Source organism: Sphingomonas gei (assembly GCF_004792685.1).
Lineage (GTDB): Bacteria > Pseudomonadota > Alphaproteobacteria > Sphingomonadales > Sphingomonadaceae > Sphingomonas > Sphingomonas gei.
The window spans coordinates 125134-151016 of the sequence record NZ_SRXT01000003.1; the positions used below are offsets into that span (position 1 = coordinate 125134).

The window sequence follows — 25883 nt, forward strand, 5'->3', positions numbered from 1 at the left end:
GTTCGAGCACGGCGCCCGCATCCTATCGATCGAACGTCGCTTATCTGCGCCAAGATGGAGCTATAATTCCTAGCATCGTAGTAGGATTACTCTTTCCCGAGCTAAAGATTGTGTTTCCGCGCGCGGGTCGAGGTGCGCTGATGGCCGCTCAGAACTAAGATATTCACGCACACGATAGTGAATGTTGACATTGCCTCCGTGTTTGGACACCATTGCCGCGCACGCCGACAAACGATCGGCGGCATCAAGGAGAGGCAAATGAGGGCCATGCTGCTAGCGTCCGCCTGCGCGGTGACGCTGTTTTCGATTTCGTCGGCGCTGGCGCAGGATGCCGAGCCGAAATCCCGGTCCGACGAACAGGAAGCGCTTTCCGGTTCGCAGGACGTCGTCGTCACGGCCACGCGTCGCGAGGAGCGGATCCAGGATGTTCCGCTGAGCATCACTGCGTTCCAGCAGGAAGAGCTGAGCGAAAAGGGCATCGTCGGCTTCGAGGGCATTGCGCGCGAAACGCCGGGGGTGGTGCTCAACCGGCCCACGCAGAACTTCAACAATTTCACTGCGCGCGGCATCGCCACCAACGGCTACAACGCCAATCTCCAGAGCTCGGTCGCGGTCTATATCGACGAACTGCCGATCTCGACGATCGGCAACACCACGGTGGTCGATCCCAATCTGTTCGATGTCGAGCGCGTCGAGTTCCTGCGCGGGCCGCAGGGCACCTTGTTCGGCTCGGGCTCGCTGTCGGGGGCGATGCGCATCCTGAACAAGAGCCCGGATCTCAACGATTTCGATGTGTCCGCGCTCGCGGATATCGGGCTCACCGGATCGGACAGCCTGCGCCAGCGCTACAATCTGATGATCAACGTTCCCATCGCGACCGACAAGCTCGCGGTGCGCGCGGTCGGCTTCTATCGCAACGAAGAAGGCTATCTCGACAATGTCGGGACCGGCGTTCGCAATTCGAACAGCTTGATCGACTGGGGCGGCCGCGCGATCGTGCTGTGGAAACCCACCGACAGGCTGTCGATCAAGCTCCTCGGGTCGTACGAGAACAGCGATCCCAAGGATTCGTCGCTGACCAGCCCGTCGCTGGGACGCGAGAAGCGCGTCTCCGACCAGCCGGACCGTTTCACTGGCAAGCAGACGATCTTCAACGCCACGCTCGATTACGAGTTCGATTTCGCCCGGCTGACCAGCTCGTCGACCTATTCGGATTTCGACCAGAAATTCTATGTCGACCTTGCCGGCACATTCCCGCCGGGATCGTTCCCGCGCGCGCCGATCGCGTTCGGTCTCGATGCCGATGCCTATGACAAAGTGTTCGTGCAGGAGACGCGGCTGGTATCGTCGCTCGGCGGGCCGCTCGAATTCGTACTCGGCGGCTTCTACATGCACCGGCGCCGCGACGTCGATTATTTCTACCGCTCGAGCCTCCCGTTCCTCCAGGCGCGGGGGCTCACCGGGCTGCCCGACCAATATTATCAGAAGCAATATACCCACCAGATCAGCGAGGAACTCGCCGGCTTCGGCGAACTGACCTATCGCTTCTCCGACAAGTTCTGGCTGACCGGCGGGATGCGCTACGGCCGCACCTCGGCGCAGGCGTTCACCGAGGCCGGCGGCTATCTCGCCACGGCGTTCGGCCAGAATTACTTTACCTACGCGCTGCTGGGCATCCCGGTGAACTTCAACACCTTGACCCCGTATGCAGCGGCCGAAGGCGTGAAGGCGACCGGGTCGAAGCCGTCATGGAAGGCGAGTGCGAGCTTCAAGCCCAACGAGACGGTGACGACCTATGCCACTTTCTCGACGGGCTTCCGCGCGCCGATCGTCAATGCCTTTGGGGGCCGCGCGAGTCTGGTCAATCCGAACGACATCGTCATCCCATTCGGCGCCTCGTCGGACGATTTGAAGAGCTACGAGGTCGGTGCCAAGACCCGCTTCCTCAACGGCTTGGTGACGATCAACGCCGCGGCCTATCTGATCGACTGGAGCAACATCCAGGCACAGGCCAATCGCGTCTCCGATTCGGTGCAGTTCGCGACCAATATCGGTGCCGCGCGCAGCAAGGGTATCGAAGTCGAGATGGGCCTCGTTCCGGCCCGCGACGTCTTTCTCGGCCTGAACGCCGCGTATAACGACTCGAAGATCACCAAGCTCAGTCCGACCGAGGCGGCGATCTCGGGCGCGGTGCTCGGCCACCGGCTCTCGGCACCGCGGCTGCAGGGCGCGATCTATTTGTCGTACGGTGTCGACCTCGGTCAGGATACCAAGGGGACATTCGCCGTGAACGCGCAATATGTCGGGTCGTACAACAGCTCGTTCCCGAACACGCCGGGCAATCCCAACCTGCGCCTCGCCACATACGGCGAGACCGACGAATATGTGAACACCAACCTCAGCTTCGGCATCAAACGTCGGGCGTTCTCGGCGCAACTCTATGTCGAGAACGTCTTCGACGATCACTCGATCGTCTACATCCACCCTGAAGCCTTCCTGGTCAGCCGCTTCGGCACGCTGCGCCCGCGGACCTTGGGCATCCGTCTAGGCTACGGGCTCTGATGGCGGCCGGTTCCGTCTCTTCCGATGTGGCGGAGCCGGCGGCCGCGGCGGGGCGCTCATGGTTCGTGCTGGCCGCGCTGACCTTCGTCTATATCCTCAACTTCCTGGATCGGCAGCTGATCGGCATCCTCGCCAAGCCGATCCAGGATTCGCTGGGGGTGACCGACGGTGAGTTGGGCCTGATCGGCGGGCTGTATTTCGCGATGTTCTATTGCTTCATCGCGATCCCCGTCGGCTGGTTCGCCGACCGCACCAATCGCGTCAACGTGCTCGCGCTGGCCTGCGCGATCTGGAGCGGCGCGACCACCGCCTGCGGGCTTGCGGGGAGCTATAGCCAGCTCGTCGTGGCGCGCATGGCGGTCGGCTTCGGCGAGGCCGGCGGCGTGCCGCCCTCTTATGCGATCATCACCGACACCTATCCGCCCGGCAGGCGCGCCGCCGCGCTCGGCATCTTCAATCTGGGGCCGGCGATCGGCGCCGCGATCGGCGTTGCGTTCGGCGCCACGATCGCCGCCCGGTTCGACTGGCGAATGCCGTTCATCGTCATCGGCATCATCGGCATCGTCACGGCGTTGCTGGTCTGGCTGTTCATCCGCGAGCCCGAGCGGGGCGCGCTCGATCCGGTGCAGACCGGCGACGGGGCGGGCAAGGCGGCGTTCTGGCCGACGGTGCGGATGTTCCTGACGCACCCGGTGTTGATGCTCGCGGCATTGGGCAGCGGCGCGACGCAGTTCGTCACCTACGGTCTCGGCAATTTCGCAGTGCTGTTCCTGATGCGCGAAAAGGGCATGGTGCTGGGCGACGTCGCGGTCTGGTATGCGCTGGTGCTGTTGCTCGGCATGGGCGGCGGGATGGTCCTGTCGGGGCGCGTGATCGATCGGATGACGCGCAAGTCGCGCACCGGCTATGCCATGGCGCCGGCGATATCGCTTGCGATTGCGATGCCCTTCAACATCGCCTTCGTCTGGGCGCCGAGCTGGCCGCTCGCGCTGATGCTGCTCGCGGTGGTGATGGTGTTCAACTATTTCTACCTGTCCGCCTCGGTGGCGCTCGTCCAGGACGAGGTTAAGCCCAACCAGCGCGTGCTCTCGGGCGCGCTGCTGCTGCTGGTGATGAACTTCATCGGCCTCGGCCTCGGCCCGACCTGGGTTGGACAGGCAAGCGACTGGTTCAAGGCGCATGGCGATCCGCACGGTCTCCAGTCGGCGCTCTACACGCTGACGCCTTTCTATCTGATCGCGATCGCGCTCTTCCTCTGGCTCGCGCGGCTGCTGCGCCGCGAGACCGCCATATCCCGGATGCCTGCATGAACCAGCTCTTCAGCGCCGCGCTTGCGGCATGCCTCCTCGCGGCGCCCGCAATTGCCCAGTCGGTCCAGGCACCCGCCGGAACCGTGCAAGGCAGCGGCGGCGATGTCCGCATCTTCAAGGGCATCCCCTACGCCCAGCCGCCGGTCGGCACGATGCGGTGGAAGCCCCCGGCGGAGCTGCCGCCATGGCAAGGCGTGCGGAAAGCCACCAGCTTCGGCCCGGCCTGCGTCCAGCCGCGCCCACGCACCCCCGGCATCTACACCAATCCGCCCGAGCGGACGAGCGAGGATTGCCTGACGCTCAACATCTGGGCGCCGCAGAATGCCAAAGCCGCGCCGGTGTTCGTCTGGATTCACGGCGGCGCGCTCGTCGGCGGCTACAGCCATGAACCGATGTACGACGGTGCCCGGATGGCGGCGCGCGGGGGCGCCGTCGTGGTGTCGATCAACTATCGTCTGGGCATTCTCGGCTATCTCGCCCATCCGGAGCTCAGCAAGGAATCCGCCGAGGGCGTTTCCGGCAATTACGGGCTGCTCGATCAGATCGCGGCGCTTCGCTGGGTCCAGCGCAACATTGCTGCGTTCGGCGGCGATCCCGGCAACGTGACCATCGCCGGTGAGTCCGCTGGCGCGCTCAGCGTGATGTATCTGATGGCGAGCCCACTTGCCCGCGGGCTATTCCACAAGGCGATCGCGCAGAGCGCGTACATGATCACCACCCCCGAGTTGAAGCAGGGCCGCTTCGGCCTGCCTTCGGCCGAGGCGGCGGGCACCCAGGTCATGACGGCGCTCGGCGCCAGGGACCTTGCCGGACTGCGCGCGATGAATGCCGAGGAACTGACGGCAACTGCCGCCGGCAAAGGCTACGGGCCCTGGGCGGCGATCGACGGCAAGGTGCTCACCCGCCAGCTTGTCGAGACGTGGGACCGGGGCGAGCAGGCGCCGGTGCCGATGATCGCCGGGTTCAATTCGGGGGAGATTCGCTCGCTGCGTATCCTGCTCCCGCCGGCGCCGGCGGACGCCGCGACCTATGCGCAAGCGATCCGCCTCCGCTACGGCGATCTCTCCGAGCATTTCCTGCGGCTCTATCCGCCCGGCAACGTCGCCGAGTCGATGCTCGCGGCCACCCGCGACGCACTGTACGGCTGGACGTCGACGCGGCTGGCGATCGGGCAGACGGCGATCGGCCAGCCTGGCTATCTCTATCTGTTCGATCACGGCTATCCGGCGGCGAACGAGGCCGGGCTGCATGCCTTCCACGCTTCCGAGCTTCCCTATGTCTTCGGTACGGCGGACGCGCTTCCGGCCTATTGGCCGAAAATCCCCGGCAGCGTGGCCGAGCGGCGGCTTTCCACCGCGATGATGGACTATTGGCTCGCTTTCGCGCGGACCGGCACACCCGCGGCCGAAGGTGCGCCCGTGTGGCAGCCCTATGGCCCGGAGGCGAACTATATGGCGTTCGCACAGGCGCCAAAGCCCGGGACCAAACTGTTTCCGGGCATGTTCGCGCTGCACGAGGCCGCCGTCTGCCGCCGCCGCGCGGCGGGGGATCAGCCGTGGAACTGGAATACGGGAATCATCTCGCCGGTGCTGGCGAAGTCGGCGGGGTGCCGATGATCGACGGCAGCATGCAGGATTATTCGCTCACGCTCGACAAGTTCCTGCTCCACGCGGCTAAATGGCATCCCGACGCCGAGGTGGTTACCGCGGGGGAGGGCGGCGTAACTCGAGTCGGTTATGCGAAGCTCAAGGATCGCGCGCTCGGCATATCCGCGGTGCTCGCGGAATTCAGCGTGCGGTTCGGCGATCGCGTCGCGACGCTCGCCTGGAACAGCCAGGCGCATGTCGAGGCGTGGTACGCGATCATGGGGATGGGCGCGGTGTGCCACACGCTGAACCCGCGCCTGACCAGCACCCAGCTCGCGTCGATGGCGGCGCAATCCGAGGCGAAGCTGCTGGTGACGAGCGCCGATTTGCTAGGGCTTGCGCTTCAGGTGGCGGAACGCGCGACCGGCATCCACCGCATCCTCGTGATCGACGGCGACATCGGCCGGGATGTGCCGGCCGACACCCCGACGGTGATGTTGCTCGAGCCGTTGATCGCGGACGCGCCACGCGACGTCTCCTGGGGCGCATTTCCCGAAACCGCGCCTTCCGGACTTTGCTTCACCTCGGGCACCACCGGCGCGCCCAAGGGCGTGACCTACACCCACCGATCGAGCTTCCTGCACACGCTGCGCGTGCTGCAGGCCGACGTGATGGCGATCTCCGGTTCGGACGCGGTGCTGACGGTGGTGCCGATGTTCCATGCCAACGCCTGGGGCCTGCCCTTCGCGGTGCCGGCGGCAGGCGGCAAACTGGTGCTGCCGGGCCGCCACAATGACGGGGCGAGCCTCGCGCGGTTGATCGCCTCCGAAGGCGTCACCGTCGGCGTCGGCGTGCCGACGGTCTGGCTCGGGCTGGTCGAGCATCTCGAGGCGAGCGGCGAGACGCTGCCGAGCCTCAAGCGCATCATCGTCGGCGGCACGCCGCTCGCCCCGGCGCTGATGCGGCGGATCGAGGATCGGCTCGGCGTCGCCGTCCAGACCAGCTGGGGGATGACCGAGCTATCACCGTCGGGCACCGTCGACCCGCCATCCAATCCTGCGCGCCATGCCGCGCTTTCGGGCAAGCCGGCGATCGGCGTCGATCTGCTGATCACCGACGCCCAAGGGCGGCCACTGCCGGAGCAGCGCGAGACCGAAGGCCATTTGCGCGTGCGTGGTGCCGCGGTGATCGAGCGCTATTTCGGCGAGAACGCGCCCGCCACCGACGCGGACGGCTGGTTTGCCACCGGCGACCTCGCCCGCATCGACAAAGCCGGCAATCTGGTCATCACCGGGCGGGCCAAGGATCTGATCAAATCGGGCGGCGAATGGATCAACCCCGCCGAGATCGAAGCGGTGGTCGGCGCGCTGCCGGGAGTATCGCTCGCCGCGGTGATCGGGCGCGTGGATGCCAAATGGGGCGAGCGGCCCGTGTTGCTGGTCGAGATGCACGACGATCGCGTCAGCGACGAGCAGTTGCTCGCGCCGCTGCGCGGCCGTGTCGCGCCGTGGTGGATCCCCGATGCCGTGGTCCGGCTCGCCAGCATGCCGCTCGCGCCGACGGGCAAGATCGACAAGATTCACTTGCGGGCTCACTATGGAAGCGCTTGAGAGAGGCGAGTGGTTCGACCCGATCGAACGGGTCGACCCTGCGCCAGGAGACAGCGTGACCGCCGAAGTGAAACCGATCCGTCGCCGCAACACCAAGGCCGAACAGCGTGCCGACACGATCGAGCAGATCCTCGACGAGGCGGAATATCTCTTTTCGAAGCACGGCCTGCACGGCGTCACGCTGAAGGACGTCGCCAAAAGGGTCGGCGTGCACCACACGCTGCTGAACTATTATTTCGAGGACAAGAAGAAGCTGTTCGACGCGGTCTTCGCCCGCCGCGCCGTCGTCACTACAGAGCGCCGGATGCGCGCGCTGGACGATTACGACGCCGCCACTGCGGGTAAGCCGACCATCGAAGGCGCGCTCCACGCCTTTCTCGACACCGATCTCGACCTCTATATCGAGGGCGGCGAGGGCTGGAAGAATTACGGCGCGCTCGGCGCGCTGGTCGCCAACACCCCCGAATGGGGCGCCGAAATGATGGACGCGCATTTCGACCCGGTCGTGCTGCGGCTGATCGGCCTGCTCAAAAAGGCACTGCCCGATTGCCCGGAGGAAGACATCTTCTGGGGGTATCACTTCGTCACCGGCGCGCTGATGGTGACGCTTGCCCGTACCGGGCGCATCGACAAGCTGTCCGGCGGCGTGTGTAGCTCCGCCGACTTCGCCGCAGTGAAGGCGCGCATGGCGTCGTTCATGGCAGCGGGCTTCCTGCAGATCTGCAAGCCGGCGGGAAAGTAGATGGCCCACACCGCCTTGCTGCTCCACGCGCATAACATTCACTCACTAGAGAGCTAATATAATGGAGAACATCATGTCGCTCGCAGGTCGCGTCGCCATCGTCACCGGCGCAGGAGGCGGGCTTGGCCGCGCGCACGCACTCTATCTGGCGAGCAAGGGCGCCAGGGTGGTCGTCAACGATCTGGGAGACGCGGCCGAGCGCGTTGCCGCGGAAATCGTTGCGCACGGCGGCGAGGCATTGCCGCTGACCGGCTCGGTCTCGGACGAGGGGGCCATTGCCGAAACGGTCTCGGCGGTGATGGCTGCCTGGGGGCGGATCGACATCCTGGTAAACAATGCCGGAATCCTGCGCGACAAGAGTTTCGCCAAGATGACCATCGAGGACTTTCGACTGGTCGTAGACGTCCACCTTATGGGCGCGGCGATCTGCAGCAAGGCAGTGTGGGAAGTAATGCGCGCGCAGCAATATGGCCGCATCGTCATGACGACGTCCTCGTCGGGTCTCTACGGCAATTTCGGCCAGGCCAATTACGGCGCGGCGAAGATGGCTTTGGTGGGTCTGATGCAGACGCTCGCGATCGAGGGGGAGAAATACGGCATCCGCGTCAATTGCCTCGCTCCGACCGCGGCGACCCAGATGACCTCGGGCGTGCTCTCCGAAACCAGCCTGGCCGCGCTCGATCCCGCACTCGTCAGCCCGGGACTGCTCGCGCTCGTCGGGGATGACGCCCCGACGCGCGCGGTGCTGTGCGCCGGCGCGGGGCATTTCGCCACGGCGAACGTCACACTGACCGAAGGCGTCCATATCGGCGCAGGTGAGGGAGCGGGCGAAGAGCTGGTCGCGCGTTGGACCGAGATCGCCGATCGGGAGGGCGAAATCGTACCCCGCTACGGCTTCACCCAGGCCGAGCGCGAACTGGCCAAGGCTGGCCTCGCCGAGCCGGTGACGGCAACAGCGGAGCGAGTCGCTCAGTCCGGATAATTGAGCGCCGTCACGACCTTCGTCAGGTTCGGGGTGCCGGCTGCGGTCAGCAGCAGATCGCCTCCGGCTTTCGCCGCACTCGGCCCGAAATCGCGGATCAGGTGCTGGCGCATCGCTTGGGAAACGATGGCGTCGTCCTGAACGAACTGGGGCCGGGTCATCAGCGAGGCGGCCTGGGCATCGTCCGCTTCCCTGTCGCCGGTCAGGTCGCCGATCCGCTCCATCACGATCGGATAGGCGGAGGGGTTTCGCATCGCGTTCCCCGCGGTCAGCAGGATGCCGTCCATCAGTACGATCTTGGGCGTCGTGACGATATTGAAGATCATGTAGCAGGGGAGGTGCCGCACGGTGTCCGTGGCGATCACGAACACCTGGCCTTCGATCGGCAATATCGATCCGACATAGCGCACATCGGGGCCGCCCAGCTCGAACCGCAGCAGCCCCGCGTCACCGAGTCGGATCATTCCGTGTTCGTGGAAATACCGGCCGGGCGCGATCACCGCAGGATGCGTCGCCCGCCAGAACCCTTCATAACCTTCGCCGCGCAGCCGGGTCGAGCCCAAGGCGGCGTCCAGCGTTTCCGCCGGAAGCTCGAGACCTGACGGACGCTCGCCGGGCGGGGTGATGAAGTCGACGCCGAACAGCGCCGCGAAGTCTGAGGGCGCGCGCTCCCAATCCAGCAAGGTCAGCCCGGGTAGCTTCTCGGCGAGCAGGCGAGTCAGACGCTCGAGATTATGGGCCGAGGGACGGACCGTCCCGGACGCCCATCGCCCGACCAGCGACTTGTCGACTTCGAGCTCGGCGGCGAGTCTTCCCCGGCTCATCGACAGCGCCTTCAGCGCCAGCGTGAGCCTGTCCCCAAAGCCGTTCGACATCGCCTGCCCCTCCGATCCGGAGCCTGACCATGGATCGGGCGAAATGCAACCCGTTGCATTTTGGAGCAGCGTCCGGCGACGGAAGGTGCACCTGATCGCGAACCGCGCCCTGCTCCATCGAGCCGCGGTCCGGCTTCGGCTGCCACATCCGCCACCTGGCGATGTCGGCCACCGGTGCCGGGCGCCCAATCAGGAACAGGGATCCCGCATCATGAACGTCCAGAAGACTCTCGCCCCTCCCGGCGCGCGCCGCCAGACCTCGCGGCTGGCCGCGCTGGCCGCCTCGGTCAGCTTCGCGGCGATCGCGTCGCCGGCTTTTGCGCAGTGCGTCGAAGGGCCGCCGGCCAACTTCACCTGCGCGGGCCAGACCGACGTGTCGCAGGTCATCACCGTCGATGATGCGAAAGTGACTGCGACGCCGGCATTTGAAGTCGACACCAGCGGCAACGGCAACGGCCTCGCGCTCGACGTTAGCGGCGACGGCCTGATCAGCTATGAGGGCGGCGAAGCCTTTTCCGGCGCGGGCGTACGCTTCGCGACGACGGGGAGCAGCGGGCTGTCGGGCGGCGAACTCAGCATCTTCTCCAACGCAGATATTTTTGCCAATGGCACGCGCGGGCTTCGCCTCGAGAATAGCGGCGGCGGCGACACCGTGGCCAGCTGGCTCGGAACGATCTCGAACATCGGCGGCGACGGCGTCTTTTCCAGCAGCGATTTCGGCGGCGGCGATCTCAGCCTGATCGTCAAGGACGTCAGCGCGCGCGACGACGGGATCCGCATCGCCTATGGCGCGAACGGATCGGTGGTCGTCACTGCGGTCGATGCGGTGTCCGGCCAGACCGGCGCGGGCGTGCGCATCATCGCGGGCGACGCCTCCGACGATGTCGACCTCACCGTCGGCGAGGTCACCGGCGGCACTTTCGGCATCATCGTCGACAGTACGGGCACCGATGTGGTCAAGGTCGACGCGGGCGGGACGGTAACGGGGCTGAGCGCCGACGGGATCCGCGTCTCCGCTGGTGCCGATACGCTCGGAATCGATATTCGCGCCGCGCAGGTGAACGGGGCGACCAGCGGCATCACCGCCAGCAGCCTGGGCAGCGGAAACCTGTCCATCGTCGCGACCGGGCTGGTGACCGGGGCGACCGAGAACGGCATCTTCGCCTCGAGCCAAGGCCCCGTCGGCGACCTGTCGGTCACCGCCACCGACGTGATCGGAGATACGGGCATCCGCACCTATAATAGCGGCGTCGGCGCCACCACGGTCATCGCGACCGGCACCGTAAGCGGCTTCGGCAATGACGGGATCAACGTCCTCGGAGACGTCGCCACCACCGACATGCTGGTCGATGTGCATGACGTCGTGGGTGCGACCCAGGGCATTCGCGCCGAGAATCTTGGATCGGGCGACACGGTTGTGCGCGCCAGCGGGCTGGTGACGTCGGCATCGACCGGCATTTCGATCCTCACGACCGCCGCGAGCCAGAGCGCATCGATCGAGGCCGTCGACGTGACCAGCGACACCACCGCCATCACCTTGACGCACGAAGGCATCGGGCTTGCGCAGGTGAACGCGACCGGAAACCTCGTCGGCACCCTGGGCAGCGGCATCTCGGTCGCCGCCGGCATGGGGGCGACCGATATCCGGGTCACCGCCGTCAATGTGACCGGCGGCAATTTCGGCATCTACACCCGCAACGAAGGCACCGGCGAGACCTTCATCGCCGTCACCGGGCTCGTCGTGGCCAGCGGATCCAGCCCCTATGGCTATGGCATCCTCGCGCAGAATCGCGAGGGAACGACGACCGACCTCCTCCTGCGCGCAGCCGAGGTCCAGTCAAGCCGATATGGCATCGTTGCGGAGAGTGACGGGTCGGGGACGATGACCGTGCTCGCCGACAAGGTGACCGGCCAGACCGCGGCTGCCGTGCGGGTCTATGCCGAAGAGGCGGTCAGCGCCGTCAATGTCAGCATCGGCGAGGCGACCGGCGGCACCACTGGCATCGAAGTCTTCAACCTGGCGAGCGGGTTCGCCAGCATCCAGGCGACCGGGACCGTCACCGGGCTGACCGAGTTCGGCATCTCGGTCACCGCCGGCGACAATTCCACAGGCGTCGATGTCCGCGCGAACCAGGTCAACGGCGCCACTGCCGGGATCGCGGTGGTCAACAACGGCGGCGGCGACACCTCCATCACCGCCACCGGGACGGTCGCGAGCAGCGCGGGCTATGGCATCGTCGCGACCAACGATTCCTCCGCGAACGCGATCTCGATCACTGCGACCGACGTCATCGGCCAGTACGGCATCCTCGCGAGCAATTTCGGCAGCGGAGCGACCAGCGCCACTTCGACCGGCGATGTGGTCGGCTATGCCTTTGACGGCATCCGCCTCGGCAACGCAGGCACGGGGACCGACCTGTTCGTCGACGTCAACAATGTCGAAGGGCAGGATCGCGGGATCAACCTCCTCAATGACGGGACTGGCTTCACCGCGGTGCGCGCCAGCGGCTCGGTCACCGGCACCGTCGGCAGCGGCATCGCGATCGACACCGGCGTCGCGGCGCAGGACGTCACCGTCGGGGTGGTGGACGTGTCCGGCATCTCGGGCATCGTCGTCGGCAATCATGGTCTGGGCTCGACCCGCATCGCCGCAGCGGGCACCGTCACCGGCGTTTCCGGCAACGCGATCGAGGTGCTGGCCGACACGCTGGCAGGCGAAGTCGAAATCGACGTGGCGGAGGTTACCGGCTCCACCGGCGGCGTGATAGTCACCAATTTCGGCACCGGATCGACCAACGTCACGGCGACCGGGACGGTCAGCGCGCTCGCGGCCGACGGCTTCGGGATCAGCGTGGTCGGCGGCACCGGCTCGACCGATATCCGCATCGCCGCGGCCGATGTCATCGGCAATGCGCGCGGCGTGCATGCCGAGAATGACGGCAGCGGCGGCACCGTCATCGCAAGCACCGGGCTGGTAACGGGCGGCAATGATTTCGGCATCTTCGCCCGCAATGGCGGCGGCGCCACCGACCTGACGATTCTCGCCAACGCGGTGCAAGGCGCGGAGGACGGAATCGCCACCCAGCATACCGGTCTCGGCGCGACCAGCATCACCGCCGCCAAGGTAACCGGCCAGACCGGCGCCGGCGTGCGCACCGATGCGAGCGGGACTGCCGGCGATGTCGTCCTCGCGCTCGGCGAGGTGAGCGGCGGCACCTATGGCGTGCTGCTCACCAATTACGGCATGGGCAACACTGCAGTGGAGACGACCGGATCGGTCACCGCGCTGGTCGATGCGGGCCTCGCGATCGAGAACGGTCCGACAGCCACCGGCATAGATCTGCGCGCGGCGCAGGTGACCGGCGCGACCTATGGCATCCAGGTCGACAATCTCGGCACCGGCAACACTGCGATTGCCGCCACCGGGCCGGTCGCAGCGACGGCGGGCTGGGGCGTGATCGCCTATAATGCCGCCACCGCGAACGACCTGTCGATCGCCACCGCCGCCGTCACCGGCCAGCTCGGCATCTTCGCGTTCAACGAGGGGCTGGGATCGACCGCGGTCGTATCGACCGGCACCGTGACCGGCACGGCCGCGACCGGGATCGACGTCCGCGCCGGTACGGTCGCGCAGGATGTGCGGGTAGAGGCGGTCAACGTCACCGGTACCTCGGGCATCACCGTCCAGAATTTCGGACAGGGCGCGGCGAGCATCGGCGCCGGCGGAACCGTCACCAGCACTGCCGCGACGGGCACTGGCATCGGCGTGGCAAGCGGGACCGGATCGACCGACATCCGCGTGGCGGCAGTGGCGGTGGCAGGCGGCGAGCGTGGCATCGACACGGTCAACAACGGCACCGGCGAGACGCTGATCGCCGCGACCGGTCTGGTCTCGGGCAGCCAGTTCGGCATCCGCGCCGAGAACAATGCGGGCGCGACCAACCTGACCATCCGCGCGGCGGCAATCAACAGCGGCGGCAGCGGCATCGTCGCCGAGAATGACGGCAGCGGGCGCACGACTGTCCTCGCCGGCGGCACGGTCAGCGCGCTTGGTGAGGCGGGCATCGGCGCTTCCGCCGGCGCCACGGCCGGCGATGTATCGGTCGAGGCGGGGGCCGTCTCCGGGGGTCTCGTCGGCATCTTCGTCAACAATGGCGGCACCGGCACGACGTCGATCGTCGGCACCGGGCCAGTCACTGGAGGCGATCTGGGCATCCGTGCGTCTGCCGGTGCCACCGCGGGCGACATCGTCATCGAAGCCGGCAACGCGTCGGGCGGGTCCAGCGGCATCTCCGCCGTGAATTTCGGGCTGGGCGACACCCGGATCACCATCGGCGGCATCGTGCAGGGCGGAACGCGGGGGATCGAGGCATTCTCCGAGGGCAACCAGCAGGTTGTGATCGTCAACAACGGCACGATCCGCAACACCTCGGGGCTGGGATCCGCACGGGCGATCAGCGCGAGCGGCGGGGGCGTCGCGATCGGCAATTCCGGCACCTTGCTCGGCACCGTCGAGCTCGCCGGCGACTCCAGTTTGCTGCTCAATTCCGGCAGCTGGCGGAGCACCGGCGGCACCAGCAATTTCGCGACGCTCGACGATACGCTGCTCAACACCAGCACGGGCACGATCGTCGGCGGCGTGTTGGCGGCGACGGCGGAAACCAGCGTCTGGCAGGGGCTCGAACGCTTCCAGCAAAATGGCGTGCTCAGGCTGCAGGACGGCGGCGCCGGCGATATGATCCAGACCTCGGCAGCCACGACCTTCGCCAACGGCTCGTTGCTGTCGGTGGACATTGCCGGGCTGAACGCAGCGGACAGTTTCCACACCACCGGCAAGGTCACGATCGAGGCGGGCAGCAGGCTGCAGGCCGTCACCAACCAGCCGCTCATGCTGCACGGCAAGCATGTCGTGGTCCAGGCCGATGGCGGGCTCACCGGCCAGTTCGTCTTCGAGGACCAATTGATCACCGCCTTTGCCGGGCTTCGCGATGGCTATACTGCGACGTCGGCATTCCTCGAATTCGCCCAGATGAAGGCGCTGGCAAGTGCAGGGCTCACGCCCAACCAGAAGGCGGCCGCCGGGGGTGCCGACAGTCTGCCGGACGGCAATGCGGTCAAGGACGCGCTGCTGCTGCTGCCGACCGACGCGGCGGCGCAGGCGGCCTTCGACCAGCTCTCGGGCGAAATCCATCCGTCCGCGCGCAACGCGATGGTCGAGGATAGCCGGCTGATCCGGACTGCAATCCTGGACCGCCTCGGCGATGGCGAGCCGGGCTCGGCACTCTGGGGCCGCCTGTTCGCCACTTCCGGCGTCAGCGACGGCGACTATAACGCCGCCGAACTCGACCGCGACACCAAGGGTGGCATGATCGGACTGGACCGCAGCTTCGGCTCGGTGACCGTCGGCGTGGCGGGGGGCTGGTCCGACACCAAGCTCCGCATCGCGCGCCGCGACAGCAACGGCTCGATCGAGAGCATTCAGGGCATGGTCTATGCCGGGGGCCGCTTCGGCGGGTTCGGACTGCGGGGCGGGGTGGGCTATGCCAGGACCTCGACCGAGACGACGCGGCGCATCGCGTTCCAGGGGTTCAGTGCGTCGCCGACTGCCGACTATGACGGCTCGGTGCTTCAGGGCTTTGTCGAGACGGGCTATCGGCTGTCGGTGGGCGGCGGATATTTCGAGCCATTCGCAGGCCTGTCCGCCATTCGCGCCAAGACCGATGCCTTTACCGAAGCCGGCGGGCCCGCCGCGCTTTCGGGCGGGGCGATAAGCGAAAGGACGATGCGCTCGACGCTGGGCGCGCGGTTCGAAACCAGCGCGGCGGGGGCCTTGTCGCTGCGCGGCACGGCCGGGTGGAGCCATGGCTGGGGCGATCTGGATCCGGTCGGCCGTCACGCCTTTGCCGGCGGAACGCCCTTCGATATTCTGGGCACCGCCGGATCGAAGGACGCCGGCGTGCTCGACGCGGAGGCGCGGTATCGGCTCTCCCCGAACGTTACACTGAGCATCGGCTATAACGGCGTCCTAGGCGCCGGAAATGCCGATCATGCTATCACCGGAGCCTTTAAAATCGTCTTCTGACGGTCGGCACCGGCGGGCAGGTCCGTTCCTGAACCTGTCCGGCCCTCCGGGCGGCATCCGGTGCCGCCCGGAGGATTGATATGGCGGCTGTTTTGCCTACATGTTCGCGGCGGTCGGGCGCACGATGATTTCGTTGACGTCGACGCCCTCGGGCTGTTCGAGTGCGAAGCGGATCGCGCGGGCGATCGCGTCCGGCGTCAGCGACTTCTTGCGCCATTCCTTGAGGCCAGCCGCTATCGCCGGGTCGGTGATGTCGTTCCCCAGTTCGGTCGCGACGACGCCGGGCGAGATGATCGTCGCGCGGATCTCGTCATGCTCCAGTCGCAACCCCTCGGTTATCGCCCACACCGCATATTTGGTCGCGCAATAGACCGCGGCCGACGGCAGCACGAGATGCGCGCCAATCGACGCGACGTTGACGACATGCCCGCTTTGCTGCGCCACGAAGCGCGGTAGCACTGCCGCGATGCCGTTCAGCACGCCGTGCACGTTGACGTCGATCATCCGGGTCCATTCGTCGCGCTTGAGCGCGGCGAGCGGCGAGAGCGGCATCACACCGGCATTGTTGATCAGCACGTCCACGCGCCCGAACCGCGCCTCCGCAGCGGCGACGAAAGCCTCGAAGTTCGCCGCATCGGTGACGTCAAGTTCTTGCCACGCAACGTCTCCGCCCAGCTCCGCCGCCAGTGCCGCCAGCCGCTCGCCGCGCCGCGCGCCGATGAACAGTCTTGCGCCCGTCGCAGCCAGCTCGCGCACCGTCGCCTCGCCGATGCCGCTCGATGCGCCGCTGATCAATACGGTCTTGTCGATGATGCCAGTCATGGTCGTTCCTTCTTGTTGGGCCCCCAACATGCGCCGACCGGGCTTGAGCAGTTAGAGCGATCCGGCGAAGAGTTTGCACGATCCTCTGAATCGGCGGTTGCGGCTTGCCTGCTTGCCTGGTCTGGTGAACATGGCGCGGATGGAGATGATTGCCGAACTCGCAACGCGCATTGCGTGGCATGCCCGAAATCCTGGGATAACCGGGACAGCGATGCCTGGCGTGTCGCTGATCCGCGCCGATCGGCCGACCGTTCCGGTGCCGGCGGTTTACGAGGCATCGCTTTGCCTGATCGCGCAGGGCGCCAAGCGCGTATCGCTCGGCGACCACAGCGTGATCTACGATGCGGCGCACTATCTCCTCGTCTCGGTCGACTTGCCGCTGGTCGGCCACGTCACCGAGGCGAGCCCCGATGCGCCCTACCTCTGCTGCAAGATCGACCTCGACCAGGCGGTGCTCGCCGATCTGGTGCTCGCCGATGCCGCCCCGCTGCGATCCCCGGACCTGTCCGCGCTCGCAGTCTATCCCGGCGACCCCGAACTGATCGATGCCGCGTGCCGGCTGGTCAAGCTGCTCGACCGGCCGGAGACGATCCCGGTCCTCGCCCCGCTGATCGAGCGGGAGATCCTGTACCGGCTGCTCACCGGTCCGCACGGCGCGATGCTGCGGCACATCGCCGCCGCCGACAGTCGGCTGAACCAGGTGACCCGCGCGATCGCCCGGATCCGCGCCCGTTTCCACGAGCAATTGCGCATCGACGAGATCGCCGTGGAGGCGGGGATGAGCCCGTCGTCGCTCCACGCGCATTTCAAGGCAGTCACGCGGATGACGCCGCTCGAATATCAAAAGCAGCTTCGCCTTCAGGAAGCGCGCCGGCTGATGCTCGCGGAGGGCGTCAGCGCCGGAGCCGCCGGCTTCGCGGTAGGCTATGACAGCCAGTCGCAGTTCAGCAGGGAGTATCACCGCCTGTTCGGCGCGCCGCCCCGGCGGGACATCGATCGCCTGCAGGCTGCGCCCGAGGCACTGGTGGCGGCCTGACCCGCGCTCGCTCGCTTGACAGTGCCGTGCTTGCCCCGCCAAGCCCGCATCCGATGGGGTCACATTCCAAAACCGGGCGTGGCGACGCGGGGAAGCTCCTCGATCCCGCCAAAATGGGCCAGCCCACGATGGACGACGTCGCGGCGCTCGCCGGCGTGGCGCGCGCCACCGTCTCGCGGGTGCTCAGCAACCATGCCAATGTGCGCGCGGTGGTGCGCGAGCGCGTCATGCAGGCGGTGTCCGCGCTCGACTATCGAGTCAATCCGCAGGCGCGGGGCCTTGCCAGCAAGGTCGGCAAGACGCTGATCCTCGTCCACTGCACCAACCCCGATGCCGAGCCCAATTCCTATTATGATTCCGCGCTCGAACTCGGGGCGCTGCGCGCCGCCGCCACCGCGGGGTTCGAACTCTCCACGCTCAGCCTGTTCACCGACGATCCGCGTCGTTCGGACAGACTGATCGAATTGCTCGCCTCGGGTCGCTGCGCCGGGGCGATCCTCACGCCGCCGATGTCGGACGACGTCGCGCTGGCCAAGCGACTGGTCGAGTTGGGCTATCCCGCGATCTGCGTCGCCCCCGGGGACGAGGTGCGCGGGCTGCTGGCCGGCGTCGGGCTCGACGAGGAGGCGGCCGGGCACGAGATGGGGACCTATGTCGTGGCGCTCGGCCACCGCCGCTTCGGCTATGTGCTCGGGATCGAAGGGCATCGCTCGGCCGAGCTGCGTTATGCGGGCTTCGCGCGCGCGCTGGGCGAGGCGGGGATATCCGAAAACGCGGTCGTCACCGCGCGGGGCGACTTCACGTTTCGCGCCGGCGTGATCTGCACGCAGCAGCTGCTCGATTCGGGCAGAGAGGTCAGCGCCGTGATCTGCGCGAACGACGACATGGCGGTCGGAGCGTTGTTCGCGGCGCATCGAATGCGGCTCGCGGTGCCGGCCGAACTGTCGATCGTCGGTTTCGACGATGCCCCGATCTCGGCGCACACCTGGCCGCCGCTCACTACGATCCACCAGCCGGTCCGGACGATCGCTGCCCGCGCAGTCGAGCTTCTGGTCGAGGCGATCGGCCGCGGATCTCCGCTCTTGCCGGCATTCGAGGCCGTCGAGCACCGCCTCGTCCTTCGCGAGTCAGCCACCGCGCCACGCGGCTGAACGATCCAGATCAATGCCATTGACGCGGCCCTGCTTCTGCCGATAGACAATTGGAAGCGCTTCCAAAACGTTGGCAACGTTGTCGGATGCAGCTGCGATAAATGCAGGGCGATCAACCGCCCGCACCTAGGGGAGAGATGAGATGGGGCAGAAGCCTGGCGCACGCCGCACCGATTCGGCATCGTGGAAACTCGGCTTGACGGCGTCATCGCTTGCGTTGGTCGCGGGGCTCCCGGCGGCAGCTTGGGCGCAGGAAGCAGCGGCGCAGGATGAGGCGCCGCCTGAAGAGGTCGTAGTCACTGGCCTTCGCGCCAGCCTCGCAAGCTCGATCAACATCAAGCGCAACGAGACTTCGATCGTCGAAGCGGTCTCGGCCGAGGATATCGGCAAGCTGCCCGACGTCTCGATCGCCGAATCGATCGCGCGCTTGCCTGGCCTCGCCGCACAGCGCGTCAACGGCCGCGCGCAGGTGATCTCGATCCGCGGTCTCGCCCCTGATTTCACCACCACTTTGCTCAACGGCCGTCAGCAAGCGAGCTCGGGCGACAACCGTGCGGTCGAGTTCGACCAATATCCGTCCGAATTGCTGTCGAGCGTCGTCGTCTACAAGACCCCCGACGCCAGCATCGCCGGGATGGGCCTGTCGGGCAGTGCGGATCTGCGTACGGTACGGCCGCTGACCTTCGGCAAGCGCGTGATCGCGCTCAACCTGCGCGGCGAGCTCGATGCCGATGGCGGCAAGAATGCGGACATTTCGCGGCGCGGCTGGCGCGGGACGGTGAGCTATATCGACCAGAACGCCAGCGGCACGCTCGGCTGGTCGATCGGCTATGCCCATCTCGATTCACCGAGCCACGTCCAGCATTATAAAGCGTTCGGCTATGAATCGTTCGGCGGCGTCTGCGAGCCGGGCACCGCGCTCCCGCCCTCGTGCACACCCGATACGGTCCAGCCCGATTCGGCCGATGCGGCGCTCCAGCTCAACGGGCAGGAGATCTGGCAGACCAGCCGGCGCAACCGCCGCGACGGCGTGATGGGCGCGCTCGAATGGAAGCCCAGCGATAGCGTCCACAGCGTCCTCGACCTCTATTATTCGCGCTTCAAGCAGAAGGAAGTGATCCGCGGTGCGCAGTGGTTCTCGAACGGCTTTGCGGACAGTGCGACCTTCACCAATGTCGGGGTCACCGACATCGGCGGGTCTCCGGTCGGCACCTCGGGTCACGTTACCAATGCCGTGCCGATCCTCCGCAACGACATGAACACGCGCGAGGACGAGCTGTTCTCGGCGGGGCTCAACAATGAATTCCAGCTCGACGACCGCACACGCTTCGTCGCCGATCTGAGCTATTCGAGCAACAAGCGCGACGAGACCTATATCGAGACCTATTCGGGCTATGGCGCGGGGCCTTTCCAGACCCGCACGCTGGACAGCTACGATTTCTCCTTCCCGGCCGATGGCGCGTTCCCGACCTATGATTTCGGGCTCGATTATGCCGATGCAGGCCAGATCTCGCTCGGCGACCGCGCACCCTGGGGCGGCTGGGGGCATGACGGCCTGCTCAAGTCGCCGCACGTCAAGGAGGATCTCGGCGCGATCGATCTCGAGCTGAGCCACGATCTCGGCGGGTTCCTCAGCAGCATCGAGCTCGGCGTGAACTACACCCGCCGCGTCAAGCGCAAGACCGTCGACGAGCTCGACCTCAACCTCAAGAACGGCCGCCAGCAGGTGCCGATCGGATCGCAATATCTGCTCGATCCGACTTCGCTCGATTTCGCCGGCTTCGGTGACGTGATCGCGTGGGACCTCGCAGCCGCGCTGGACAATTATTACGACAAGACTCCGCTCGAGGATGCCAACCACTTCGACAAGACGTGGAAGATCAAGGAGGACATTGTCACCTGGAAGGCCAAGGCGAACATCGAATGGGGGCGGCTGCGCGGCAATGTCGGCCTGCAAATAGTCAGTCAGTTCCAGGCCTCGTCGGGACTGCGCATCAACCAGACGCTGACGCCGATTGCGTTGACTCAGGTCTACGAGACCTCGGACTATACCGACGTGCTGCCGAGCGCGAACCTGATCTACGATCTCGGCGGCGGGCATCGCTTCCGCCTCGCCGCCGCCAAGGTGCTCGCGCGGCCCCGGATGGACGACATGCGCGCCAATTTCACGCCGAGCTTCAACGCCAATCCATGCGGCGGGAGCCCGCCCTGTGCGCCGGGAAGCACGGTCAATCCATGGTCGGCGACCGGTGGCAATCCCGATCTCCAGCCTTGGCGCGCCAAGGCACTCGACGTCGCCTATGAATGGTATATCGGCAAGGCGACCTACATCAGCATCGCCGGCTTTTACAAATGGCTCGATAACTACATCTACAACCGCAACTTCGCGCTCGACTTTTCGGGCCTGCCGATCCCCACCAACCAGATCCCGGCGGGCATCGTCATCAGTCCGATCGGCCAGGTGACGATGCCGGCCAACGGCCCTGGCGGCAATCTCAAGGGGATCGAGCTGAGCGGCGCGTTCGAGCTCGGCCGGCTATTGCCGGCGCTCGACGGCTTCGGCTTCACCGGCAGCTACTCCTATACCGAATCGAGCCTCAGCCCGACCGACAACAACGATGTCGTGCGCATCCCCGGCCTGTCGGGAACGGTGTACAACGTCACCGGCTATTTCGAGAAATGGGGCTTCCAGGCGCGCGCGAGCTATCGCTTCCGCTCGGCGTTCAAGGGCGAGACGGTGCAATTGTTTACCAATCGCGGCTATACCGAGATCCTCGCGGACAAGCAGCTCGACACTCAGATCGGCTACACCTTCGCCGAAGGGTCACCTCTGCGCGGGCTCGGGGTCCTGCTCCAGGTGAGCAACGTCACCGACTCGCCCTATCGCACACGGCTCGGACTGGACAATGGCGGCACCCATACCAGCGACGGAACGCCGCTTCCCGAGACCTATGAGAAATACGGCCGCCAGTTCCTGCTCGGCTTCAACTACCGGTTCTGACCCCTCCTTGGGGGAAACCCTCGGGAGCTGGGGAGGCGACGGGCGTGCCTGCGCCTCCCCTTTTTTCAGGAATGATGCCGACGGCGCGGCCTTGCCAACCACCGGCCGGTTGCGAGACCATCGCGCGACAGGGAGAGGAAGCGATGGAGCAGATCAGGCGGATCTTGATCGTCGGCGGCGGGTCGGCCGGCTGGATGGCCGCGGCCTTGCTCGCCAAGCTCTTCCAGGGCCTGTATCAGATCACTCTGATCGAATCCGAGGAGATCGGTACGATCGGCGTGGGCGAGGCGACGATCCCGGCGATCAAGAAGTATAACGACTTGCTAGGCCTCGACGAGAACGACTTCCTTCGCCGTACCCAGGGGACGTTCAAGCTCGGCATCCAGTTCGTCGACTGGCTGCGGCAGGGATCGAGCTATATCCACGGCTTCGGAGTGATCGGGCAGGATCTGGGCTGGCTGCGCTGCCATCAATATTGGCTCAAGATGCATGGGCTCGGCCGCGCCTCGGACTTCGCCGCATATTCGATCAACACCGCTGCGGCACTGGAGGACAAGTTTCGCCGCGCCGATCCCAAGATGGCGGAATCGCCGATCGGCCACATCGCCAACGCCTTCCATTTCGATGCCAGCCTCTACGCAAAGTTCCTGCGCGGATTCGCCGAGGAGCGCGGGGTTATCCGCCGCGAAGGCAAGGTCGTCGACGTCGCGCTGCGCACCGACGGCTTCGTCGAGTCAGTCACGATGGCAGACGGCGAAGCGCTCGAAGCCGATCTGTTCGTCGACTGCTCGGGGTTTCGCGGGCTGCTCATCGAGCAGGCGATGGCGACCGGCTATGAGGAATGGACGCAGTGGCTGCCGTGCGATCGCGCGATCGCGGTGCCGTGCGCGCGCAGCGCGGCGTTCACGCCCTACACCCGCGCTACCGCGCGCAGCGCAGGCTGGCAATGGCGCATCCCGCTCCAGCACCGCACCGGCAACGGCCATGTCTATTCCAGCCGATATGTGGACGATGCCGAGGCCGAGCGCGTGCTGCTCGCCGATCTCGACGGCGAGCAGCTTGCCGAGCCCAACCGCATCCGCTTCGTCACCGGCAAGCGGCGCCGGACCTGGAACCGCAACTGCGTCGCGATCGGCCTCGCCGCGGGATTTCTCGAGCCGCTCGAATCGACCAGCCTGCACCTCATCCAGTCGGCGATCATCCGGATGGTGCGGCTGTTGCCCGATGCGCGCTTCGATCCCGCGACGATCGCCGAGTTCAATCGCCAGACCGATTTCGAATATGAGCGCGTCCGCGACTTCATCATCCTCCACTACAAGGCCACCGAACGTAGTGACACGCCGTTCTGGCGCTATTGCCGCGACATGGAGGTGCCCGACACGCTCCGCCGCAAGATCGACCTGTTCGCCGCCAACGGCCGTATCTTCCGCGAGGATGAGGAATTGTTCGCCGAGGAGAGCTGGATCCAGGTCCTGCTCGGCCAGGGGGTGATCCCGCGCGGTTACGATCCGCTGGTCGACATCAAGAGCGAGGCGCAGATCGGGCAGTATCTCGGCAATATCGAGCGGGTGATCCGCAAATGCGTCGATCTGATGCCGACCCATGCCGACTATGTGGCCAGGACATGCCCGGCCTAAGACCCCTGCAGCCTTGCGAGCAGCGCACGGCGCATTTGCGCGATGTCGCGCGGCGAAGTCGCGCCCAGAATCCCCCGCGCTTCAGCGGGCAGATGCGCGCCCGGATCGCCATCGGTCAGGAAGACATAGTAGTCGAACATCGCCCGCCACGCGCGGCGCTGGTCGGCGGGCAGGGTGCGCAGGCTCATCATCCCGGCCATCATCGCGTCGAGCGGCGAGCCGATATCGATGCGCGCCGGATTCCACCAATAATTCACCAGCACATTGAACGCATCGAGCGCCTCGACATGATGATACCATTGATAGGGGATGTAGAGCGCGTCGCCGGGATCGAGCTCGGCTACCAGCGCCGCGTCGAGTGCCTGAGCAAAGCGTGGAAAGCGGACGAGATCGGGGGCAGTGACATGCACCATGCTCACCTGCACCCCCGCGGGGGTGGGATCGAACGGACCCATATAGAGATTGCCGACCTGCTCGGGCGGAAACAAAGTGAAGCGCCGCCGCCCCGCGGCAACGCATGCGAGGTTCTCGGACGGATCGTGATGCGTCGCGACCTTGGCGGCGTTGCCGATCCACAGCCGCGGCCCGATCTCCGGCGGCAGAAGCGGCATCGGGTTGCGCTCGGCGAATCCCGGGAGATGGGTGGCGGCGGGCAAACCCTGCAGCGCGAGCGTCTCGGGCCGGACGGAATCGGCCGCTTCGCCGAGCAGGTCGAGGAAGCCGGCAAGCGTCGCCGCCTCGCGTTCGAAATTCAGCCCGGCAGCGTTCGCGCCGTAATGCAGTCGGCCCTCGATTTCGGGCGGCGCGCGCATGAACTGCACGGGTTTCGCGGTTGCCGGTCCGCGCAGCCATGTGGCCGCGTCGTCGGTGCGAACGATCGGCCAGTCGGCGACCAGTCCTTTGAGTATGACGGGCTTCGCCGAGGCGCGTATCTCGTGGAAGATCGCCGGGGAAACGTCGTGCAAGGCCGGGATCGGACGCATCGCTACAGCCTATCAGTGGCGCGGTGCGACGAGCAACCGCGGATGGGGAGGATGTCATGAGAAGGCTCGCTTTGCTGCTGGCACTGGCCATCACCGCCTGCGCGCCGATAGGCCGGCCGAGCGCCACTCCTGGGGCGGTGGAGGTCTGGCTCACCACCCCCGACAAGGCGGCTTTGCTCGCGCAGCAAGTCTCGCTTCCCTTCGAGATCGGCGCACCGCCGCCCGATGCCATCGCAGTGGATCCGGCGCAGCGTTATCAGCGCATGGTCGGCTTCGGCGCCTCGATCACCGATGCCTCGGCGTGGCTGATCCAGAAGCGAATGAATGCGGCCCAGCGCAAGGCGCTGCTCGCCGAACTGTTCGGGCCCGCGCCAGGGCTCAATTTCTCGTTCACGCGGCTGACCGTCGGCGCCTCCGATTTTTCGCGCAGCCACTATAGCTACGACGATGTGCCGAAGGGGCAGACCGATCCGGGGCTCGCGCATTTCTCGATCGCGGCCGCAAGCGTAGACGTGTTGCCTACCGCCAAGGCCGCACGCGCGGTCAATCCGCGGCTCGCCGTGATGATCTCGCCGTGGAGCGCGCCGGGCTGGATGAAGACGACCGACTCGCTGATCAAGGGCAGCCTGCGCGAACGGGCCTATGCGCCTTTCGCCACCTATTTGCGCCGCACGGTGCAGGGCTTCGCTTCCACGATCGGCCCGATCGACTATCTCAGCATCCAGAACGAGCCCGATTTCGAACCGGACAATTATCCCGGCATGCGATTGAGCGCCGCGCAACGCGCGCGCATCATCGGCGATCATCTCGGCCCCGAGCTCGAACGCGCCGGGCTGAAGACCCGCATCCTCGACTGGGACCATAATTGGGACCAACCCAAACAGCCGCTCGCCGTGCTCGCCGATCCGCAGGCCGCGCGTCATGTCGCGGGCGTGGCCTGGCATTGCTATGGGGGCAATGTCAGGGCGCAAAGCGAGGTTCGCGACCGGCATCCCGACAAGGACGTGTTCTTCACCGAATGCTCGGGCGGCGAATGGTCCACGGCCTGGCCCGACAGCTGGGCATGGACGATGCGCAATCTCGTGATCGGCAGCACCCGCAACTGGGCGCGCGGCGTGCTGATGTGGAACCTCGCGCTCGACGAGAATTTCGGCCCGCATCTCGGCGGCTGCGGCAATTGCCGCGGCGTCGTGACCATCGACAGCCGGACCGGCGCGGTCACCCGCAATCTCGAATATTACGCGCTCGGCCATGCCAGCCGCTTCGTCGCAGTGGGCGCGTGGCGGATCGCGTCGGACAGCCGCTCGGGCGAAGTCGAAACCGTTGCCTTCGCCAATCCAGACGGATCGAATGTGCTGCTTGCCTTCAATGCAGCCAAGGACGCGACAGCGTTCACCGTCGTCAACGATGGTCGCCATTTCGCCTATAGCCTGGCACCCGGCGCCGCCGCCACCTTCCGCTGGCGGGGCCGCCGCTGAACCGTTCCGCGCCCGCCTTCGCCTCG

At 66.3% G+C, this 25883-nt stretch carries 15 protein-coding genes; 12 read left to right on the forward strand and 3 right to left on the reverse strand.

Translation table 11 applies throughout. The features are described from left to right. Positions 1-258 precede the first annotated feature (258 nt). The 6 genes from E5A73_RS07890 to E5A73_RS07915 all read left to right on the forward strand — a co-directional run bounded on the left by E5A73_RS07890 (position 259) and on the right by E5A73_RS07915 (position 8792). Positions 259-2562, forward strand: a complete 2304-nt coding sequence (locus E5A73_RS07890) for a TonB-dependent receptor (protein ID WP_135963277.1) — start codon at positions 259-261, stop codon at positions 2560-2562. Continuing rightward, positions 2562-3872, forward strand: a complete 1311-nt coding sequence (locus E5A73_RS07895) for a spinster family MFS transporter (protein WP_135963278.1) — start codon at positions 2562-2564, stop codon at positions 3870-3872. Before E5A73_RS07890 ends, E5A73_RS07895 begins: the two co-directional genes overlap by 1 nt. Further along, positions 3869-5488 carry a carboxylesterase/lipase family protein gene (locus E5A73_RS07900; RefSeq protein WP_135963279.1) on the forward strand — a complete coding sequence of 540 codons (1620 nt, stop codon included), beginning with the start codon at positions 3869-3871 and terminating at the stop codon, positions 5486-5488. Before E5A73_RS07895 ends, E5A73_RS07900 begins: the two co-directional genes overlap by 4 nt. Beyond that, positions 5428-7068, forward strand: a complete 1641-nt coding sequence (locus E5A73_RS07905; RefSeq protein WP_338112856.1) for an AMP-binding protein — start codon at positions 5428-5430, stop codon at positions 7066-7068. Before E5A73_RS07900 ends, E5A73_RS07905 begins: the two co-directional genes overlap by 61 nt. Positions 7069-7186: 118 nt before the next feature. After that, a complete protein-coding gene (locus E5A73_RS07910; RefSeq protein WP_420822567.1) occupies positions 7187-7810 on the forward strand; it encodes a TetR/AcrR family transcriptional regulator in 624 nt (207 codons plus the stop codon). Between the two features lie 73 nt (positions 7811-7883). After that, positions 7884-8792, forward strand: coding sequence for an SDR family NAD(P)-dependent oxidoreductase (locus E5A73_RS07915; RefSeq protein WP_135963281.1), 909 nt, complete (start codon positions 7884-7886; stop codon positions 8790-8792). On the opposite strand, the gene E5A73_RS07920 is transcribed toward E5A73_RS07915, so the two are convergent. After that, the gene (locus E5A73_RS07920; RefSeq protein WP_168355855.1) at positions 8780-9667 is read right to left on the reverse strand and encodes a helix-turn-helix domain-containing protein; all 888 of its coding nucleotides are present in this window, start codon (positions 9665-9667) and stop codon (positions 8780-8782) included. The genes E5A73_RS07915 and E5A73_RS07920 overlap by 13 nt on opposite strands. 211 nt (positions 9668-9878) lie before the next feature. On the opposite strand from E5A73_RS07920, the gene E5A73_RS07925 reads away from it, so the two are divergent. Further along, positions 9879-15749 carry an autotransporter domain-containing protein gene (locus tag E5A73_RS07925; RefSeq protein WP_168355856.1) on the forward strand — a complete coding sequence of 1957 codons (5871 nt, stop codon included), beginning with the start codon at positions 9879-9881 and terminating at the stop codon, positions 15747-15749. Between the two features lie 96 nt (positions 15750-15845). On the opposite strand, the gene E5A73_RS07930 is transcribed toward E5A73_RS07925, so the two are convergent. Continuing rightward, on the reverse strand, positions 15846-16571 hold the full coding sequence (locus tag E5A73_RS07930; RefSeq protein WP_135963284.1) for an SDR family oxidoreductase: 726 nt from the start codon (positions 16569-16571) through the stop codon (positions 15846-15848). A gap of 139 nt (positions 16572-16710) precedes the next feature. On the opposite strand from E5A73_RS07930, the gene E5A73_RS07935 reads away from it, so the two are divergent. The 4 genes from E5A73_RS07935 (at position 16711) to E5A73_RS07950 (ending at position 23396) form a co-directional block, all read left to right on the forward strand. After that, positions 16711-17607: an AraC family transcriptional regulator gene (locus E5A73_RS07935; protein WP_135963630.1), complete on the forward strand. Its 897-nt coding sequence runs from the start codon at positions 16711-16713 to the stop codon at positions 17605-17607. A 53-nt stretch (positions 17608-17660) separates the two neighbouring features. Beyond that, the gene (locus E5A73_RS07940; RefSeq protein ID WP_206366422.1) at positions 17661-18758 is read left to right on the forward strand and encodes a LacI family DNA-binding transcriptional regulator; all 1098 of its coding nucleotides are present in this window, start codon (positions 17661-17663) and stop codon (positions 18756-18758) included. Between the two features lie 142 nt (positions 18759-18900). Next, a complete protein-coding gene (locus E5A73_RS07945; protein WP_135963286.1) occupies positions 18901-21759 on the forward strand; it encodes a TonB-dependent receptor in 2859 nt (952 codons plus the stop codon). A 143-nt stretch (positions 21760-21902) separates the two neighbouring features. Next, on the forward strand, positions 21903-23396 hold the full coding sequence (locus E5A73_RS07950) for a tryptophan halogenase family protein (RefSeq protein ID WP_135963287.1): 1494 nt from the start codon (positions 21903-21905) through the stop codon (positions 23394-23396). Here E5A73_RS07950 and E5A73_RS07955 read toward each other — a convergent pair. Beyond that, entirely contained in the window at positions 23393-24379 is a 987-nt protein-coding gene (locus E5A73_RS07955; RefSeq protein WP_135963288.1) for a cupin-like domain-containing protein, read from the reverse strand. The genes E5A73_RS07950 and E5A73_RS07955 overlap by 4 nt on opposite strands. 56 nt (positions 24380-24435) lie before the next feature. On the opposite strand from E5A73_RS07955, the gene E5A73_RS07960 reads away from it, so the two are divergent. Next, entirely contained in the window at positions 24436-25857 is a 1422-nt protein-coding gene (locus E5A73_RS07960; protein ID WP_135963289.1) for a glycoside hydrolase family 30 protein, read from the forward strand. Positions 25858-25883: the final 26 nt, after the last annotated feature.

Coding starts and splice junctions, on each gene's coding strand:
- E5A73_RS07890 (WP_135963277.1), top strand. CDS start 259: ATGAGGGCCATGCTGCTAGCGTCCGCCTGCGCGGTGACGCTGTTTTCG.
- E5A73_RS07895 (WP_135963278.1), top strand. CDS start 2,562: ATGGCGGCCGGTTCCGTCTCTTCCGATGTGGCGGAGCCGGCGGCCGCG.
- E5A73_RS07900 (WP_135963279.1), top strand. CDS start 3,869: ATGAACCAGCTCTTCAGCGCCGCGCTTGCGGCATGCCTCCTCGCGGCG.
- E5A73_RS07915 (WP_135963281.1), top strand. CDS start 7,884: ATGTCGCTCGCAGGTCGCGTCGCCATCGTCACCGGCGCAGGAGGCGGG.
- E5A73_RS07920 (WP_168355855.1), bottom strand. CDS start 9,667: ATGTCGAACGGCTTTGGGGACAGGCTCACGCTGGCGCTGAAGGCGCTG.
- E5A73_RS07925 (WP_168355856.1), top strand. CDS start 9,879: ATGAACGTCCAGAAGACTCTCGCCCCTCCCGGCGCGCGCCGCCAGACC.
- E5A73_RS07930 (WP_135963284.1), bottom strand. CDS start 16,571: ATGACTGGCATCATCGACAAGACCGTATTGATCAGCGGCGCATCGAGC.
- E5A73_RS07935 (WP_135963630.1), top strand. CDS start 16,711: ATGGAGATGATTGCCGAACTCGCAACGCGCATTGCGTGGCATGCCCGA.
- E5A73_RS07940 (WP_206366422.1), top strand. CDS start 17,661: ATGGGGTCACATTCCAAAACCGGGCGTGGCGACGCGGGGAAGCTCCTC.
- E5A73_RS07945 (WP_135963286.1), top strand. CDS start 18,901: ATGGGGCAGAAGCCTGGCGCACGCCGCACCGATTCGGCATCGTGGAAA.
- E5A73_RS07950 (WP_135963287.1), top strand. CDS start 21,903: ATGGAGCAGATCAGGCGGATCTTGATCGTCGGCGGCGGGTCGGCCGGC.
- E5A73_RS07955 (WP_135963288.1), bottom strand. CDS start 24,379: ATGCGTCCGATCCCGGCCTTGCACGACGTTTCCCCGGCGATCTTCCAC.
- E5A73_RS07960 (WP_135963289.1), top strand. CDS start 24,436: ATGAGAAGGCTCGCTTTGCTGCTGGCACTGGCCATCACCGCCTGCGCG.